The organism is Plastoroseomonas hellenica, from assembly GCF_018129085.1.
In the GTDB taxonomy this organism is placed as follows: Bacteria; Pseudomonadota; Alphaproteobacteria; order Acetobacterales; family Acetobacteraceae; genus Plastoroseomonas; species Plastoroseomonas hellenica.
Genome location: NZ_JAAGBB010000023.1, coordinates 28896 through 43659 on the forward strand (window position 1 = coordinate 28896; position 14764 = coordinate 43659).

Below are 14764 nucleotides of genomic sequence, written 5' to 3' on the forward strand. Positions count from 1 at the left end.
GGGCGGCATGCCCCTTCCCGCCGGCTCATCCCCGGCGCGAAGCCGACCCCGGGGTGGTCCGCCTGACCCCGTCCGCGATCCGGCCGGCGAGATCCTCGATCAGGCGGGTCATCGCGGCCACCACCTCCGCATCCCCCTGGCCCGCCAGCGGCGCGGTGAGGGACACGCTCTCACCCGCCAGCGTGTCGCGCGCGGCGCCATCCAGCACGCGCCAGCGCCCGACCAGCACGACGACCCCGTTGCTGCGCGGCTCGAAGCTCTGGATCTCGGCCAGGACCTGGCGCGCCGGCCGCTCCGCCGGCACCGTGGTGGCGACCACGAGGCCCGGCAGGCGCCGGGTGAGCTCCGCCGCCATGGCCCGGGTGACGCCGGCCGAGAGCCGCTCCGCCCAACGGCCGGTCGTGCTCGGCGCCACGACATTGCCGTCGCGGCGGAGCTGGATGTCGGAGGTGTCGAGATAATCCGGCACGAGCACCGGCTTCACCTCCACGACCGGCCGTCCGGCCAGCGGCACCGTGGCGCTGCTGTCCGACGCCGGCGTGCCGAGCACATAGGTCACCGGCGGCGGGCCGGAGGAGCAGGCGGCGAGTGTGACGCCCGCCGCGCCCAGCATCGCCAGCGTCACCGCGCGCCGTCCCGGCCGCATCGCGATCGCCCTCATCGTGCATCCCTCCCTCTCAGGATTGCGCTCGGGTCGCGTTCGACCGTGCGTGCGAAGCCGCGCAGCGAACTGGCGGTGGCGGCGAGGTCGCGGATCGCCGCCTCCAGATCGCCGCGGAACGCCGAGCGCGGCGTCGTCAGGCTGTTCAGCGACGTGATCATCGTATCAGCCTGGCGCGCCGCCCGGTCCGCGGCGCCGAGCACCCGGGCAAGCTCCTCGCCGCGCGCGCCGAGTTGCTGCCGGGCATCGGCCATCAGGCCGTCGATCTCCTGCAGGCTGCGCGACGCATCGGCCTGCAGCCGGGCGATTGCCTGGCCGGAGGTGTCGAGCGTGCGGTCGGCGGAATCGGCGACCCGCCTGACGCTGTCCAGCACGGGGCCGAGGTCCCGGTCGAGCCGGTTCGCGAGCTGCTCGATCGCGGCCAGCGCCCGCTGCCCGGTCTGCACCGCGTCTCGCACCGGCACATCGGCCAGCGTGTCGCGCAGGCGGTCCAGGTCCGAGGGGATGGCCGGGATCTGTGGCAGGCCGCCCGTATCCGCCACCTGCTCCGCCGGCGTGCCGGGTCGGAAATCGAGGTCGATGCGGAGTTGGCCGGTGACGAAGCTCTGCGAATTGAGCTGCGCCCGGAGTCCGGCGGCGACCAGCCGCTCCAGGCTGAGCTGTTCGCGCTGGACGCCGTCGAGCACGACCTGGCCTTCCTGCAGCTCGATGGTGACCGGGATCCGTGCATGGCCGTCGGCGGCGAGGTGCAGCGCCACGCGCTGCACCGAGCCGACGCGGACGCCGCGGAAGGTGACGGGCGCACCGATGTCGAGGCCCGCGACCGATCCTTCGAAGAAGACGACGGCACGGGTCTTGGCTTCGAACACGCGCGCCCCCCCGAAAGACATGATGGCGATGACGACGAGCGCCAGCCCGCCGAGCACGAAGCCGCCGATGGCGGCGGGTCTGGCGGCCATTCAGGCTTTCTCCTTCTGGTCGGTGGATCCGGGCCGCTCGCGCGCCATGAAGGCGCGTACGGTCGGGTGGTCGCAATGGTCGCGAAGATCCCGCGGCGAGCCATGCGCGATCGCCGTCCGCGTCTCGGCATCGAGGAAGACGCCATCATCGCAAATCGTGAAGAGGCTCGGCAGCTCATGGCTGACGATGACGACCGTGGCGCCGAGCCCGTCGCGGAGTTCGAGGATCAGGTCGTCGAGCCGCTTCGAGGTGATGGGATCGAGCCCGGCGGAAGGCTCGTCGAAGAACAGGATGCCGGGATCGAGCGCCAACGCGCGCGCCAGGCCCGCGCGCTTGCGCATGCCGCCCGAGAGCTCGGAGGGCATGCGCTGCCCGGCGGCGCCCATGCCGACCAGCGAGAGCTTCAGCCGCACCAGCGTGTCGATCGATGCGGCATCGAGGCTCGTGAACATCTGCAGCGGCAGCGCGACATTCTCGGCGACGGTCATCGAACTCCAGAGCGCGCCGTTCTGGAACAGCACGCCGAAGCGGCGCCCGATCTCGCTGCGGCGCGCGTCGTCGGCGGACCAATAGTCCTCGTCATCCACCAGCACGGTCCCGGCGGCCGGGCGCAGCAGGCCGACCATCGCCTTCAGCACCGTGCTCTTGCCGCAGCCGCTGCCGCCCATCACCGCGAAGATCGATCCGTTGCGGACCGAGAAGCCGAGGTCGCGCTGGATGACCCGCTCGCCGAAGGCAAGCCGCAGCCCGTCGACACGCAGCCGGTCGTCATCCTTCTGATCCTGGGCCATGCGTCAGAACTTCAGCGCATCGGCGCAGACGGCGAAGATCGCATCGAGCGCGATGACCCCGATGATGCCGGCGACCACCGCGCTGGTCGCGGCGCGGCCGACATCGGCGGCGCTGCGCCCTGCCTTCAGCCCGATATGGCAGCCGGCCAGCGCCACCAGCGCGCCGAAGGTGATGCTCTTGACCAAGCCGAACAGGAACTGCTTGCCGGCGATCGCCTGCTGGGTCTCCACGAGATAGGCGGTGGCGGTGAGATCGAGCGTCGCCATGCCGACCACCAGCCCGCCGAACAATCCGATCGCGCAGGCATAGAGGTAGAGCAGCGGCATCATCAGCACCAACGCCAGGACCCGCGGCAGCACGAGGTAGTCGTTGGTCGGGATGCCGAGCGCCTGCAGCGCGTCGATCTCCTCATTGCCCTGCATGGTCGCGATATGTGCGGCATAGGCGCCGCCGGTGCGCCCGGCCATGACGATCGCCGTCATGACAGCCGCCATCTCACGCACCATGGCGATACCGACGAGGTCGGCGACATAGATCTCCGCGCCGAAGCGGCGGAGCTGGACGGCGCCGACGAAGGCCAGGATGCCGCCGACCAGGCCATTGACGATCGCGACGATGGCGAGCGCACCGGGCCCGGCTTCGCGGATGAGCTGCCAGACATCGGTCGCGCGCATCCGGGCCCGTCCGCCGAGTGCCGCGCCGCCGCGCAGCAGCGTCTCGCCGATCAGCGCGGCGACCGCGACCACCTCGGCCCAGGCGGCGATCGCCCGGTTGCCGACCAGCGTGAGGAAGCCGGTCCGCGGCGGGGTGGTGCCGGCGGCGGCCGCGCCACTCTCCGCCGCGAGGGTGAGCAGCCGGCGCGCGGCGTCGGGAAGGCCGGCCTCGTCCAGTTCCAGCCGCTGCGTGCCGGGTGCGGCGACGGCTTCGCGGAGCGCGCGCAGGAAGGCGACGAAGGCGCTGTCCCAACGGCCGAGGCCGCTGGCATCGAAGCGCAGCCGCGCCGCGCCATCGGCTTCGGCCAGCACCTGGCGCACCGCGGCGGCATCGCGCAGCCCGGTCTCGCGGGCGATCCAGTCGCCGGTCAGGCGCAGCTCGGCCTCCGGGCCGCGGCGTTCGAGCCGCCAGGCGGCGGGGAGGGGCGGGGCCGCAGCGGTCATCGGGCAGACTCCGTCGCAAGGGGGGCGGCACGCAGCGAGGCCAGGAAGGACCGCACTGTTTCGGCGCCTTCGACGGCGAGCCGGGCCTCCGAACCATGCAGCCAGATATGCAGCAGCCCGACCAGCAGCGCATGCAGCGCCAGCGCCGCCGCTTCCGGCCGCCAGGCCTGCGCGAGGGTGCCGGCCGCGGCGGCGCGTTCGAAGATCCGGATGAATTCGGCGCGCATGCTCTCATCGGAACGTCGCTGCCGGTCGAGGGCGGGCGCCATGTCCCCGGTATACTCGCACCGTAGCAGCAGCACCGTGAGCATGCGGCGGAGCTCCGTATCGGCTTCGACCAGCGCCAGCGCCGCGACCAGGGCACGGGTCAGCGCGGCCAGCGGGTCGGGGCCGTCATAGGCGGCAACACCCGCCAGCACCTGATCGCTGAACAGCCGGGCCCGCCGGTCGATCGCCATGAAGAGATCGAGCTTGTTGCGGAAATGCCAATAGACGGCCCCGCGCGTGACGCCGGCGGCACGCGCCACCTCCTCGAGCGTTGCCCGTGCGACGCCGCGTTCGAGGAAGACCTGTATGGCGGCGCCCAACACCACCGCCTGGGTCTGCTCGGCCTCCTGCCTGGTGCGGCGCGCCATCTCTGTCCGATTGGAATTCGCTTGGTCACATACATTCACGAATGTATGGTCGCAAGGCGGCGGAAGGCGGCTCGCGGTTTCGTGGGCCGGCGTTAGCGGAAAATTCAGGAATCCCCGGCGAGCGTCCACTCGCCGCAAAGCGGGTATGCCCGATGGTACTGGACGTCTTCCGCAGTTCAGGTTCCGCGCTCGAGCGGGTTGGAACCTGTGACCTCCGTGCTTTCTCCGGCAGGTTCTTCGAGGTGCTGTACGAACCGGCCAATGTCGGCACCGGTCCGCGGCGGCCGGTCGAGGCGCATGCCTTCGCGGTCATCGACCTGCGCGACGAACATGGCGCGCGCACCGGCCTGCTGGCGCAGGACCAGGCGAACCCGAGCGTCCTGCCCGGCTGGCGCGCTGCGTAGAGCGCCCCAAGGTTCGGACGCCGCGGCTCCTTCAGCCGGGCGTCGCCGCCGGATGCGCCTGCAGGAAGGCGAGCAGCGCCTCCCGGAACTGCGGCGTCGCGGGTGCGCTGGAATGGCTGGCACCGGGAATGGTGACGAGGCTGAGCGCGGGCATCGCCGCCTTCAGCCGTTCGAAATCGCGCAGATAGGGATCGGCCGTGCCGACGATGCCGAGCACCGGCATGGGCAGCGCGGCCAGGCGCTCGACCGCGACCACCTGGTCGGGGTTGGACCGGCGCACGGCGGCGAGCGCGCGCGGATCCTGGCCGGCCAGGCGGCGCGCCGAATCAGCCCGGATCTCCTCATCGGTCGGCGGCGGCCGGTCGCGCGGCCAGAGGCGCAGGAATTGCGAGCGGAGCAGCCCCTGGTCCATCTCGGCTGATTCGATATCGACGCGGCGCTGATCCTCCTCCGTCCAGCCGAGGCGGCCGGCGGCACCGCCCAAGGTCAAGGTCAGGAAGCGCTGCGGCTCCAGCGTTGCGAGCTGGGCGACGATATGGGCACCCATGGAATAGCCGACGATGTGCGCCTGGCGGATGTCGAGATGGTCCATCAGCCGGGTGACGTCGCGCCCCATCTCCGGCCCGTAGAGCGCCCGGTCATGCGGCTTGCCGCTCGCGCCGTGGCCCCGGGCATCGATCGCGATCGTCCGGTAGCGCGCGGCGATCGCCGGGAAGACGCCCGGCGCGACCCATCCTCGATCGATGTTGCTGCCATAGCCATGCAGGAGGATGACGGGCTCGCCGCTGCCCTCCTCGATGAAGCGGATGGGGACGCCTGCGCTGTCGAAGCGTCGGTCCTCGGCGGCGTGCAGAAGGGCCGGGAACAGGATGCTGCCGATGGCGAGGGTGCCCAGGCTGCGGCGTTGCATGGTCGTCTTCTCCCGATGGATTGAGGGAGCATGGCGCATTCCGCGCTGGCGATCCCTTCACGCCGCCGTGCCGAGCCGGGCGCGCAAAAACTTCTCCAGCCGGTCCGCCGTGCCTGGCAGCACGCTGCCGCGCCGGCGCACCAGGCCGATCTGGCGGATGATCTCGGGTGCCGTCAGTTCCAGCGCGACGATGCCGGGATTGGCCGCGGCGGCGACCGCCATGCGCGGCAGCACCGCGAGGCCGAGCCCGGCGGCGACGCAGGCGACGGCGGTCGCCATGTGATGCACCTCATGCCGCCAGTCCGGCGTGAAGGGCAGGCCGGCGGTCGCGGCATCGACGAGGGTCCGGTTGCCGGACTGGCGATGGATGGCGATCAGCCGCTCCCCCGCGAGCTCCGCCCAGGCGACACGGGCCCGCCCGGCCAGGCGGTGGCCGGCAGGGCAGACCAACAGCATCGGCTCGCTCAGCAGCGGCTCCGCCACCAGGTCGCCGATCGCGGGGCGGATGAGGGTGAGCGCCAGGTCGGCCCGGCCCTCGCGCAGCGCGGCCTCGATCTCGGTCGCCGAACCGTCCAGCAGCCGCAGCGAGACATGCGGGCGGCTCGCGCAGAATTCCGTCAGCAGCGCCGGCAGCAGGCTGCCGGCGAGCGTCGGCAGCACGGCGAGCACCACCTCCTCACGCCGGCGGAAGCGGCGGGCGCGCACGCGGTCGAGGCAGAGCTCCATCTCGCGCAGCAGCCGCTCGGCATCCGGCAGCAAGGTGGCGCCGGCCTTGGTCAGCGCGACGCTGCGGGTGGTGCGGGTCAGCAGCGTCTCGCCGAGCGATCGTTCCAGCCCCTGCAGCCGGCGGGAGATCGCGGTCTGCGACAGGCCGAGCCGCTCGGCCGCGCGGCGGAAGCCGCCGGCCTGGGCGATGGCGACGAAGGCTTCGAGGCCGAGCACATCCATTGGCGGAGGGTAGGATTGATGTAGGTGACGCATCAATCCCGCCCGTCATTGCATTGGACGGGATGCCCGGCGGCGCCGAGCATTGCTAGGAATCAAGCGGAGGAAACGCATGCCGAGCGATGCCATGGCGGCCGAGGCCATGCTGCCGGACTGGATCGGCCGCTGGCGCGAGAGCGAGGACGAGCTGACGCGCCCGGCCATGCGGCGCCTCGCTGCCATGTTGGACCGCGAGGGTGTGGCGCTCGCATCCGGCGCCGCGGTGCCGCCGCACTGGGCCGCGGTGCTGTTCGACGATGCCGCGCCCCAGGGCCGGCTCGGGCCCGATGGCCATCCGCTGAAGGGCGACTTCCTGCCGCCAGTGCCGCTGCCGCGGCGCATGCTGGGCGGGCGGCGCCTGACCTATCACGCGCCGCCCCGCATCGGCGACCTGCTGCGCCGGCGGTCCGAGATCACCGCGATCACGCCGAAGACCGGCAAGTCCGGCAGGCTGGTTTTCGTGACCCTCCGCCACAGCGTCACCGGCCCCGAGGGCCTGGTCTCGGTCGAGGAGCAGGACATCGCCTACCGCGAGGCGGCCGCCCCGGGACAGAAGCCGGCGGCACCGGAGGCGGCCGGGCCGGCGCGCGCGGCGGAGTGGACGGACGCCTTCGCACCCGATCCGGTGCTGCTGTTCCGCTACTCGGCGCTGACCTTCAACGGCCATCGCATCCACTACGACGCCGATTATGCGCGTGGGGAGGAGGGCTATCCGGCGCTGGTGGTCAATGGCGGCCTCACCACGCTGATGCTGCTCGAAGCCGCGTCCCGGCGCGCCGGCGGCCGGCCTCTTCTGCGCTATGCGGCGCGGACGGTGCGGCCGCTGTTCTGCGGCCGCGCGGCGACGCTGAACGGCGCGGGGGCCGCGCTCTGGGCGGCGGATGCCGAAGGTGCGCTCGCGCTCACGATCGAAGCGGCGTTCGCGGCATGACGACGGGTCCTCTCGCCGGCATCCGGGTGCTGGATCTCAGCTCGGTCGTGGTCGGGCCGGTGGCGACGGCGGTGCTGGCCGAGCAGGGCGCCGAGGTGATCAAGCTTGAAAGCCCCGAGGGTGACCTGCTGCGCAAGCTCGGCGGCGGTGCGCGGCGCCCTGGCATGTCCGGCAAGTTCCTCAACTTCAACCGCGGCAAGCGCTCGATCTGCCTCGACGTGAAGCGGCCGGCGGCGCGCGCGGCGCTGCACCGGATCGCCGCCGGCGTCGACGTCGTGGTCACCAATATCCGGCCCGAGGCGCAGAAGCGCATGGGCGTCGACGCCGCGGCACTGACCGCGCTGTCGCCGCGGCTGATCCATTGCTCGATCACCGGCTTCGGCACCAACGGCCCTTACGCGGGCAAGCCCGCCTACGACACGGTCATCCAGGGCGTCTCCGGCGTCGCGGCCAGCTTCCTGCCCTCGAACCAGGGTGAACCGCGCTACGTGCCGATGCTGATCAGCGACCATGTCTGCGGCCTGGTCGCGGCGCAGATGATCGGCTTCGCGCTGTACCGGCGCGAGAAGACCGGGCGCGGCGAGGCGATCGAGGTGCCGATGTTCGAGAACATGGCGGCCTTCGTCATGATGGAGCATCTCGGCCCCGTCACCTTCCGCCCCGCCGTCGGGCCGGTCGGCGACCAGCGGGTGATGAGCCCGGAGGCGCGGCCGATCGCGACCGCCGATGGCTATGTCTGCCTCTCCGCCAATACCGATGCGCAGGCGCATGGTTTCTTCGACGCGATCGGGCGGCCGGAGCTGAAGACCGATCCGCGCTTCGCGACCGTCATGGCGCGGACGCGGAACACGAAGGACTACTTCGCCCTGCGCGCGGCGGCGCTGGCCGAGAAGACCACCGCCGAATGGCTCGTGATCTTCGAGGCGCTCGACGTGCCGGCCATGCCCTACAACACCATCGAGGGCCTGCTGGACGACCCGCATCTGCGGGCGGTCGGCATGATCAGCGAGGCCGAGCACCCGAGCGAGGGCGCGATCTGGGCAATCGGTGCGCCGAACAGCTTCTCCGGCGGCAATGCGCCGCCGGCCGGGCCTTCGCCCCTGCTCGGCCAGGATGGCGTCGCGGTGCTGCGGGAAGCCGGACTCGACGACGATGCGATCGATGCCTTGCGGCGCGACGGCGCGCTGATCGAGACCGCCCAGGAGGAAACCCCATGATCACTCTCCCGAGGCGCGGGCTGATCGGCGCCGTGGCCGTATTGCCGCTGGCTCGGCCATATCTGGCGCGCGCCGCCACCTGGCCAGAGAAGCCGGTGCGCTTCGTGGTGCCCTTCACCCCCGGCGGTTCCACCGACATCCTGGCGCGCGCCATGGCGCAGGGGCTGGCGGAGCATTTCGGCCAGCCCTTCATCATCGACAACCGCGCCGGCGCCGGCGGCACGGTCGGATCGGAGATGGTCGCCCGTGCGGCGCCCGACGGCCACACCATCATGATGGGCCATATCGGCACCTTGGCGGTGAACCCGGCGATCTACCCCAACCTGCCCTTCGACACCGTCACTTCCTTCCAGCCGATCGTGCTGGTGGCGAAGGTCGCGAACATCCTGGTGGTCAATCCCCGCGCCGCCGATGTCAGGGACGCGCAGGGGCTGATCGCGCTGGCCCGCGCACGGAACGGCGAGCTGACCTTCGGCTCCGGCGGCAACGGCAGTGCCGCGCATATCGCCGTGGTCGCCTTCCAGCTCGCGACGGGCATCGCCCTGACCCATGTGCCCTATCGCGGCACCGGGCCGATGATGACCGATCTGATGGCCGGGCAGATCGCCATGACCATGACCGGCGGCCCGCCCATCCTGCCGCCGGTCCGGGCCGGGACGCTGCGCGCGCTCGCTGTCTCCAGCCTGCAGCGCCTGGCCTCCGAGCCCGCCATCCCTACGCTCGACGAGCAGGGGGTGGCGGGGTTCGAGGCCCTGCAATGGTACGGCATCGTCGGCCCCGCCAACATGCCGCGGGAGATCGTCGACCGGCTGAACGCCGCCAGCGCCCGCATCCTGCAGGAGCCGCTGTTGCAGTCCCGCCTTGCGACCGAAGGCGCCGAGGCGGCGCCCGGCACGCCGGAGAGCTTCGGCGCCTTCATCCGGAGCGAGCGCGACCGTTGGGGGGATGTGATCCGGCGCGCGGGCGTTAGGGCCGACTGAGGGCTCGTACCGGCCCTATTTGCAATTGAGAGTCATTATCATAAAAGCCCCTGCGAGCCGGAAGAGCCGGCGGCGTGGCATCGCGGGGATCGGGTATGACGGGATTGGGCGCGGAACGGCCGGCAGGGGCGCTGCTGGCGGCACTGGTTTTCGCTGGTCTGGCCATGCCGTCCAAAGCCCAGGAAGCGGCGGCCCCCGCGGCGGGCGGCGTCACCCTGCCGCAGATCGAGGTCTCGGGCGCCGCGGCCACCGCGACCGCGCCGGTCGCGGGCTATGTCGCGCCGGTGGCCGCCAGCGGCACCAAGACCGACACGCCGCTGATCGAGACCCCGCAATCCATCACCGTCATCACCCGCGACCGCATCGACGCCCAGGCCGTGCGCAGCGTCGAGGAGGCGCTGCGCTACACGCCGGGCGTGACGGCTGAGCTCTCCGGCTTCGATCCGCGCTTCGACGGCGTCCGCATCCGCGGCTTCGACGCGCGGCCGAGCCAGTATCTGGACGGGCTCCGGCTGCTGCGCCAGTTCGGCCCGACCTCCATCGAGCAATATGGGCTGGAGCGCATCGAGGTGGTGCGCGGCCCCGCCTCCGTCCTCTATGGCCAGACCGTGCCGGGCGGGTTGATCGACCTGGTCAGCAAGCGCCCGACCCGCACGCCCTTCGGGGAGGTGAACCTCTCGGCTGGCAGCCACAACCGCTTCCAGGGGGCCTTCGACCTTGGCGGGCCGGCGAATGCCGACGGCACCGTGCTCTACCGCATGACCGGCCTGATCCGGGACAGCGATACCCAGATCGACCATGTCAGGGACAACCGGTACTTCATCGCGCCCGCCGTCACCTGGCAGCCGACCGAGGACACCTCGCTGACCCTGCTGGCGCGGTACCAATACGATCAGACCACCTCGCCGATCGGCCTGCCGGCGATCGGCACGCTGCTGCCCAACCGCAACGGCAGCATCGCCCGCAGCCGCTATGCCGGCGAGCCCGGCTTCAACCGGTCGGACGTCACGCTGTTCAGCATCGGCTGGGATTTCCGCCACCGCTTCGACGATGTCTGGAGCATCCGGCAGAATGCGCGCTACCTGAACAACCGCGTCGCCTATGAGACCATGTACGGCTCGGCGCTCTCGGCCGACCAGGCCACGCTGTCGCGCGGCGCCCTCCTGCAGCGCGAGAGCTCCGACACCGTCAATATCGACACCACGGCGCAGGCGCGCTTCGCGACCGGGCCGGTGTCGCACACCCTGCTGCTCGGCGCCGACTACCGGCAGTACTGGGGCAACTACCAGAGCTGGTTCGGGCGCGCGTCCTCGCTGAACCTGTTCAGCCCCAACTACGGCGCCGTCATCGCGGATCCGCGCGCGGCGCCGGTGATCGCGACCAACCGCGACGACCGGCTGGTGCAATTCGGCCTCTACGCGCAGGACCAGATCCGCTTCGGCAATTGGCTGCTGACCCTCGGCGCGCGGCAGGACTGGGCGCAGACCATCCAGACCAGCCAGCTCACCGGCGCGCGCAGCAGTGCCAATGACAGCGCCGTCACCGGCCGCGTGGCGCTGATGTACCTCTTCCCCTTCGGCCTCTCGCCCTATGTCTCTTACGCCACCTCCTTCGATCCGGTGGTGGGTGCCGCGGCGCCGCAGCGGGGCGGCGGCGGCTTCGAGCCGACGCGGGGCGAGCAATATGAGGCGGGCCTGCGCTACCAGCCGCCGGGCTCGAACAGCCTGATCTCCGCCGCCATCTTCGACCTGCGGCAGACCAATGTCTCGACGCGCGACCCGACCTATACCGCCTTCCAGGTGCAGACCGGCGAGATCCGCGTGCGCGGCCTGGAGCTGGAGGCGCTGGCCAGCCTGGCCGAGGGGCTGAACCTCATCGCCTCCTACACCTATCTGGACGGCGAGATCACCCGGGCGAATGACGGCACGCGCGGCAACCGCCCGGCGCTGGTGCCGCAGCATACCGCGAGCCTCTGGGGAGAATACCGCTTTCAGGAAGGCAGCCGGCTGCAGGGCCTCAGCGTCGGGGCAGGCGTGCGCCATGTGGGTGCGCTCTATGGCGACAATGCCAATCTCTACCGATCCCCCTCGGTGACGCTGGCGGATGCCTCGATCGGCTATCAGATCGGCCGCTATAGGCTGACGCTGAACGCCTCGAACATCTTCAACAAGGAGTATGTCGCCTCCTGCACCGGCGCCTTCTACTGCTACTACGGCACCGGCCGGACGGTGATCGGCAGCATCGCCTACCGCTGGTAGCGCGCTGCGGCGCGGCCGGCCGGCGCAATTTATACATTAGCGAATGATTCAGGATCCCCGGGGCAAGTTTCCTCGACTGCAATCCTGGTGTGGGTCCGATGGAACTGGACGTCTTCCGCAGCGCTGGTGCCGAGCTCGAGCGGGTCGGGACCTGCGACATCCGCTACTTCTCCTCCAAGTTTTTCGAGGTGCTGCACCAGCCGGAGGCTGTCGAGCCCGGCCCACGACGGCCGATGGAGGCGCATGGCTTCGCGGTGATCGACCTCCGCGACGAATGCGGCACGCGGACGGGCCTTCTGGCCCAGGACCAGGCGAACCCGAGCGTCCTTCCGGGCTGGCGCGCCGCCTGAACCCTGCGTCGGATCGCGCGATCCGGGCTCGTCGCAGTGCCTACTCCACCCGGATCCCGGCGTCGCGGATCAGCGTCCCCATCGCCGCATGGTCCCGTGCCAGCGCCGCCGCGAAGGCGTCGGGCGTATTGCCGACCACCTCATAGCCCAGCCCCTCCAGCCGCTCCCGCACGGCCGGCACCGCCAGCGTCTCGCGCAGCGCCGCGTTCAGCCGCGCGACCGCCGCGGGCGGCGTGCCGCCCGGTGCCAGGAATGCGCCCCAGGTGAAGAAGGCATAGCCGGGCACGCCCGCCTCGGCGATCGTCGGCGCGTCGGGGAAGGTGTCGATCCGCGCCGGGCCGGCGGTGCCGAGCAGGCGGAGCTGGCCGCTGCGGATGAAGGCGTTCGGGGTCGGCAGGCCGAAGAAGCCGAAGGGCACCTCGCCGGCGGTGACCGCGGTCAGCGCCGGCGTCGCGCCGCGGTAGGAGATGTGGTTCATCCGGATGCCCGCCATGCGCAGGAACATCTCCATGGCGATGTGCTGCGGGCTGCCGGCGCCGCCGGAGGCATAGTCGATCGCGCCCGGGCGCGCGCGCGCTGCCTCGATCAGCCCGGCGATGTCGGTGGCGGGGGCGGAGGGATGCGCGACCAGCGCCCAGCGGATGCGCACGATCTGCCCGATCGGCGCCAGGTCCCTCAACGGGTCGTAGCCGGCATTCGGGTCGAGGTTGGGCAGCATCGTCAGCACCGCGTCATTGACCGCGAGCAGCGTGTACCCGTCCGGCGTGGCGCGTGCCCCGGCGCGCATCCCGATCATGCCGGAGGCCCCGGTCTGGTTCTCGATCAGCAGGCGCTGGCCGAGCGTCTCGCTCATCCGGTCGGCCACGATCCGGACCACGACATCGACCGCGCTGCCGGCCGCGAGCGGCATGATCACGCGGATCGGGCGATCCGGATAGCCGGTCTGGGCCGCGGCGCCGCCGGCGCATGCGGCCATCATCAGCGCGAGAAGCCATCGGCGCATCGCGTCCCCCTTGCGCGTCAATCGCGCGATTCAACAAAGGGCTGGAGCATGGTCCGTGAGCGCAAGCGGGCGGATCATGCTCCAGCGCCGCGGCGTCTCCGCGCCGCGATCTTCCTGACGCTGCAGGACATCGCCGCGGGCCGTCAGCTGTCAAGCAGGCCGCGCGGGGCAGTCCTGTCCGGGCGGGATCAGCCCCGGCCGCGCCGCCCCCGCGGCAGGCTCGCGGTGAGGATCGCCTCGGGCGGCAGCGCCACATGGATGCGCGGCTTCACGCCGATTTCCGAGGCGAGCTGGCGCGCGTCGAGGACGACGTCGCCGTCGACGGTGTGCAGCTCGACCGCCGAGATCGACGGCAGCCCGATGATGGCGCGCGCCCGTTCGAGGGCGGTGTCCCTGGTGTTGAAGCGCTCGATCCGGAACCGCTGACGGGGCGAGGTCAGCAAGCCCATCTCACGCTCCGCACGCTCGACATAAGCAAGGGTATACATCCGTACACTCCAGGCGCGGCACCCGGTCGCGGTCCTTAATTGGGCAAGGGAACATGCGAGCCTGGAAGAATTGGTAAACGGTCTCTCAGCCGCGCCCGAGCGGGGGCCGGCGCATGCGGCGCACCGCCTCGGCGAGCTGCGCCGCGAACAAGGCCGCCAGCACGCCGCCCGCGCCCTGCTCGGGCGTCAGCGCGGCGAAGGTGAAGCGGATGGGGGGCGCGAAGCGCCGCAGCACGATGCCCGGGCGCGGCTGATGCGCGGCGAAAGGGTCGATCAGCGCGACGCCCAGCCCTTCGCCGACATAGGCGAGGGCGGTCGCGGAGTAGAGCACTTCCAGCCGGATCCGCGGCCGCACCGCCTGGGTCGCGAACATGGCCTCGATCGCCTGGCGCAGCGGGCTGGCGCCGCCAGGCAGGATGAAGTCGGCACCCTGCAGGTCGGACGGCGTCACCGCCCGCCGCCGCGCCAGCGGATGGTCGGCCGGGCAGGCGCAGACGATATCGGTCGCCGGCAGCGGCGCGATGGCGACCCCGGGCAAGGGTCCCGGCGGGGTGGCGAGGCCGAGATCGGTCTGCCGCGCCGCCACCGCCTGGCAGATCTCGGCCGAGGAGCCGGTGTCGACGATGACCGACACATCCGGCCGCGCGGCCAGGAAGCGGCGCATGACCGGCCCGAGGAAGCCCGCCGCCAGCGCCGGCATGGCCGCGACATGCAGCCGGCCGGCGCGGAATTCGCGGAGCGCCCGGGCCGCGTCGCGCAGGCGCTCCGCCGAGGCCTGATGCCGGTCGACCTCGTGCAGCAGCAGGCGCGCCGCCTCGTTGGGCAGCAGTGCGCGGCCGCGGCGTTCGAACAGCGCCATGCCGAGCTCGGCCTCGAACTCCGCGATGAGGCGGCTGACCGCCGGCTGGGAGCGGCCGAGCTGCTCCGCCGCCGCGGTGACGGTCCCGGTCCGCATCACCGTGCGAAAGGCCTGGAGCTGCCGGGGGTTGAGCAGCCGGTCCATGCGCGGGCTTATCCATAAAATGCATATGAGC

The 14764-nt window shown here is 71.6% G+C and carries 16 protein-coding genes; 6 read left to right on the forward strand and 10 right to left on the reverse strand.

Features of this window, described 5'->3' with window-relative positions; genetic code table 11:
• Positions 1-25: 25 nt before the first annotated feature.
• Genes GXW71_RS18855 through GXW71_RS18875 form a run of 5 tightly spaced genes read right to left on the reverse strand, consistent with a single transcriptional unit; the run spans position 26 to position 4205 of the window.
• Positions 26-661 carry a PqiC family protein gene (locus GXW71_RS18855; protein WP_246526697.1) on the reverse strand — a complete coding sequence of 212 codons (636 nt, stop codon included), beginning with the start codon at positions 659-661 and terminating at the stop codon, positions 26-28.
• Positions 658-1620, reverse strand: coding sequence for an MlaD family protein (locus tag GXW71_RS18860; RefSeq protein WP_211854106.1), 963 nt, complete (start codon positions 1618-1620; stop codon positions 658-660). Before GXW71_RS18860 ends, GXW71_RS18855 begins: the two co-directional genes overlap by 4 nt.
• Positions 1621-2412, reverse strand: coding sequence for an ABC transporter ATP-binding protein (locus GXW71_RS18865; RefSeq protein ID WP_211854107.1), 792 nt, complete (start codon positions 2410-2412; stop codon positions 1621-1623). It lies immediately after the preceding gene.
• A gap of 3 nt (positions 2413-2415) precedes the next feature.
• Positions 2416-3570, reverse strand: a complete 1155-nt coding sequence (locus GXW71_RS18870) for an ABC transporter permease (RefSeq protein WP_211854108.1) — start codon at positions 3568-3570, stop codon at positions 2416-2418.
• Positions 3567-4205 carry a TetR family transcriptional regulator gene (locus tag GXW71_RS18875; protein ID WP_211854109.1) on the reverse strand — a complete coding sequence of 213 codons (639 nt, stop codon included), beginning with the start codon at positions 4203-4205 and terminating at the stop codon, positions 3567-3569. The genes GXW71_RS18870 and GXW71_RS18875 overlap by 4 nt, the downstream gene beginning before the upstream one ends.
• A 242-nt stretch (positions 4206-4447) precedes the next feature.
• Here GXW71_RS18875 and GXW71_RS18880 point away from each other — a divergent pair, with 242 nt between their 5' ends.
• Positions 4448-4609, forward strand: coding sequence for a hypothetical protein (locus tag GXW71_RS18880; protein ID WP_211854110.1), 162 nt, complete (start codon positions 4448-4450; stop codon positions 4607-4609).
• Between the two features lie 31 nt (positions 4610-4640).
• On the opposite strand, the gene GXW71_RS18885 is transcribed toward GXW71_RS18880, so the two are convergent.
• Both GXW71_RS18885 and GXW71_RS18890 read right to left on the reverse strand, forming a co-directional pair.
• Positions 4641-5519 (reverse strand): alpha/beta fold hydrolase, encoded by an 879-nt coding sequence (locus GXW71_RS18885; RefSeq protein WP_211854111.1) that lies wholly within the window; start codon positions 5517-5519, stop codon positions 4641-4643.
• A gap of 57 nt (positions 5520-5576) precedes the next feature.
• Positions 5577-6500 (reverse strand): LysR family transcriptional regulator, encoded by a 924-nt coding sequence (locus GXW71_RS18890; protein WP_211854112.1) that lies wholly within the window; start codon positions 6498-6500, stop codon positions 5577-5579.
• Between the two features lie 76 nt (positions 6501-6576).
• Here GXW71_RS18890 and GXW71_RS18895 point away from each other — a divergent pair, with 76 nt between their 5' ends.
• The 5 genes from GXW71_RS18895 (at position 6577) to GXW71_RS18915 (ending at position 12239) form a co-directional block, all read left to right on the forward strand.
• On the forward strand, positions 6577-7434 hold the full coding sequence (locus tag GXW71_RS18895) for an FAS1-like dehydratase domain-containing protein (RefSeq protein WP_246526698.1): 858 nt from the start codon (positions 6577-6579) through the stop codon (positions 7432-7434).
• Positions 7431-8651, forward strand: a complete 1221-nt coding sequence (locus GXW71_RS18900; RefSeq protein ID WP_211854113.1) for a CaiB/BaiF CoA transferase family protein — start codon at positions 7431-7433, stop codon at positions 8649-8651. The genes GXW71_RS18895 and GXW71_RS18900 overlap by 4 nt, the downstream gene beginning before the upstream one ends.
• Positions 8648-9631, forward strand: a complete 984-nt coding sequence (locus tag GXW71_RS18905; RefSeq protein WP_211854114.1) for a Bug family tripartite tricarboxylate transporter substrate binding protein — start codon at positions 8648-8650, stop codon at positions 9629-9631. The genes GXW71_RS18900 and GXW71_RS18905 overlap by 4 nt, the downstream gene beginning before the upstream one ends.
• 95 nt (positions 9632-9726) lie before the next feature.
• Positions 9727-11889: a TonB-dependent siderophore receptor gene (locus GXW71_RS18910; protein ID WP_246526699.1), complete on the forward strand. Its 2163-nt coding sequence runs from the start codon at positions 9727-9729 to the stop codon at positions 11887-11889.
• A gap of 98 nt (positions 11890-11987) precedes the next feature.
• Complete coding sequence (locus GXW71_RS18915) at positions 11988-12239, forward strand: hypothetical protein (RefSeq protein ID WP_211854115.1); 252 nt, start codon at positions 11988-11990, stop codon at positions 12237-12239.
• Between the two features lie 40 nt (positions 12240-12279).
• Here GXW71_RS18915 and GXW71_RS18920 read toward each other — a convergent pair whose 3' ends face one another.
• The 3 genes from GXW71_RS18920 to GXW71_RS18930 form a co-directional block, all read right to left on the reverse strand.
• Positions 12280-13242, reverse strand: a complete 963-nt coding sequence (locus tag GXW71_RS18920) for a Bug family tripartite tricarboxylate transporter substrate binding protein (protein WP_211854116.1) — start codon at positions 13240-13242, stop codon at positions 12280-12282.
• A gap of 188 nt (positions 13243-13430) precedes the next feature.
• Entirely contained in the window at positions 13431-13691 is a 261-nt protein-coding gene (locus tag GXW71_RS18925) for a hypothetical protein (protein ID WP_211854117.1), read from the reverse strand.
• Positions 13692-13815: 124 nt separating this feature from the next.
• Complete coding sequence (locus tag GXW71_RS18930; protein WP_211854118.1) at positions 13816-14733, reverse strand: LysR family transcriptional regulator; 918 nt, start codon at positions 14731-14733, stop codon at positions 13816-13818.
• Positions 14734-14764: the final 31 nt, after the last annotated feature.

Excerpts from the sequence above, each read along its gene's own strand:
- GXW71_RS18870 (WP_211854108.1), bottom strand. The coding sequence starts at position 3,570 with ATGACCGCTGCGGCCCCGCCCCTCCCCGCCGCCTGGCGGCTCGAACGC.
- GXW71_RS18890 (WP_211854112.1), bottom strand. The coding sequence starts at position 6,500 with ATGCGTCACCTACATCAATCCTACCCTCCGCCAATGGATGTGCTCGGC.
- GXW71_RS18855 (WP_246526697.1), bottom strand. The coding sequence starts at position 661 with ATGAGGGCGATCGCGATGCGGCCGGGACGGCGCGCGGTGACGCTGGCG.
- GXW71_RS18885 (WP_211854111.1), bottom strand. The coding sequence starts at position 5,519 with ATGCAACGCCGCAGCCTGGGCACCCTCGCCATCGGCAGCATCCTGTTC.
- GXW71_RS18920 (WP_211854116.1), bottom strand. The coding sequence starts at position 13,242 with ATGCGCCGATGGCTTCTCGCGCTGATGATGGCCGCATGCGCCGGCGGC.
- GXW71_RS18915 (WP_211854115.1), top strand. The coding sequence starts at position 11,988 with ATGGAACTGGACGTCTTCCGCAGCGCTGGTGCCGAGCTCGAGCGGGTC.
- GXW71_RS18900 (WP_211854113.1), top strand. The coding sequence starts at position 7,431 with ATGACGACGGGTCCTCTCGCCGGCATCCGGGTGCTGGATCTCAGCTCG.
- GXW71_RS18925 (WP_211854117.1), bottom strand. The coding sequence starts at position 13,691 with ATGGGCTTGCTGACCTCGCCCCGTCAGCGGTTCCGGATCGAGCGCTTC.
- GXW71_RS18860 (WP_211854106.1), bottom strand. The coding sequence starts at position 1,620 with ATGGCCGCCAGACCCGCCGCCATCGGCGGCTTCGTGCTCGGCGGGCTG.
- GXW71_RS18895 (WP_246526698.1), top strand. The coding sequence starts at position 6,577 with ATGCCGAGCGATGCCATGGCGGCCGAGGCCATGCTGCCGGACTGGATC.
- GXW71_RS18865 (WP_211854107.1), bottom strand. The coding sequence starts at position 2,412 with ATGGCCCAGGATCAGAAGGATGACGACCGGCTGCGTGTCGACGGGCTG.
- GXW71_RS18875 (WP_211854109.1), bottom strand. The coding sequence starts at position 4,205 with ATGGCGCGCCGCACCAGGCAGGAGGCCGAGCAGACCCAGGCGGTGGTG.
- GXW71_RS18905 (WP_211854114.1), top strand. The coding sequence starts at position 8,648 with ATGATCACTCTCCCGAGGCGCGGGCTGATCGGCGCCGTGGCCGTATTG.
- GXW71_RS18910 (WP_246526699.1), top strand. The coding sequence starts at position 9,727 with ATGACGGGATTGGGCGCGGAACGGCCGGCAGGGGCGCTGCTGGCGGCA.
- GXW71_RS18930 (WP_211854118.1), bottom strand. The coding sequence starts at position 14,733 with ATGGACCGGCTGCTCAACCCCCGGCAGCTCCAGGCCTTTCGCACGGTG.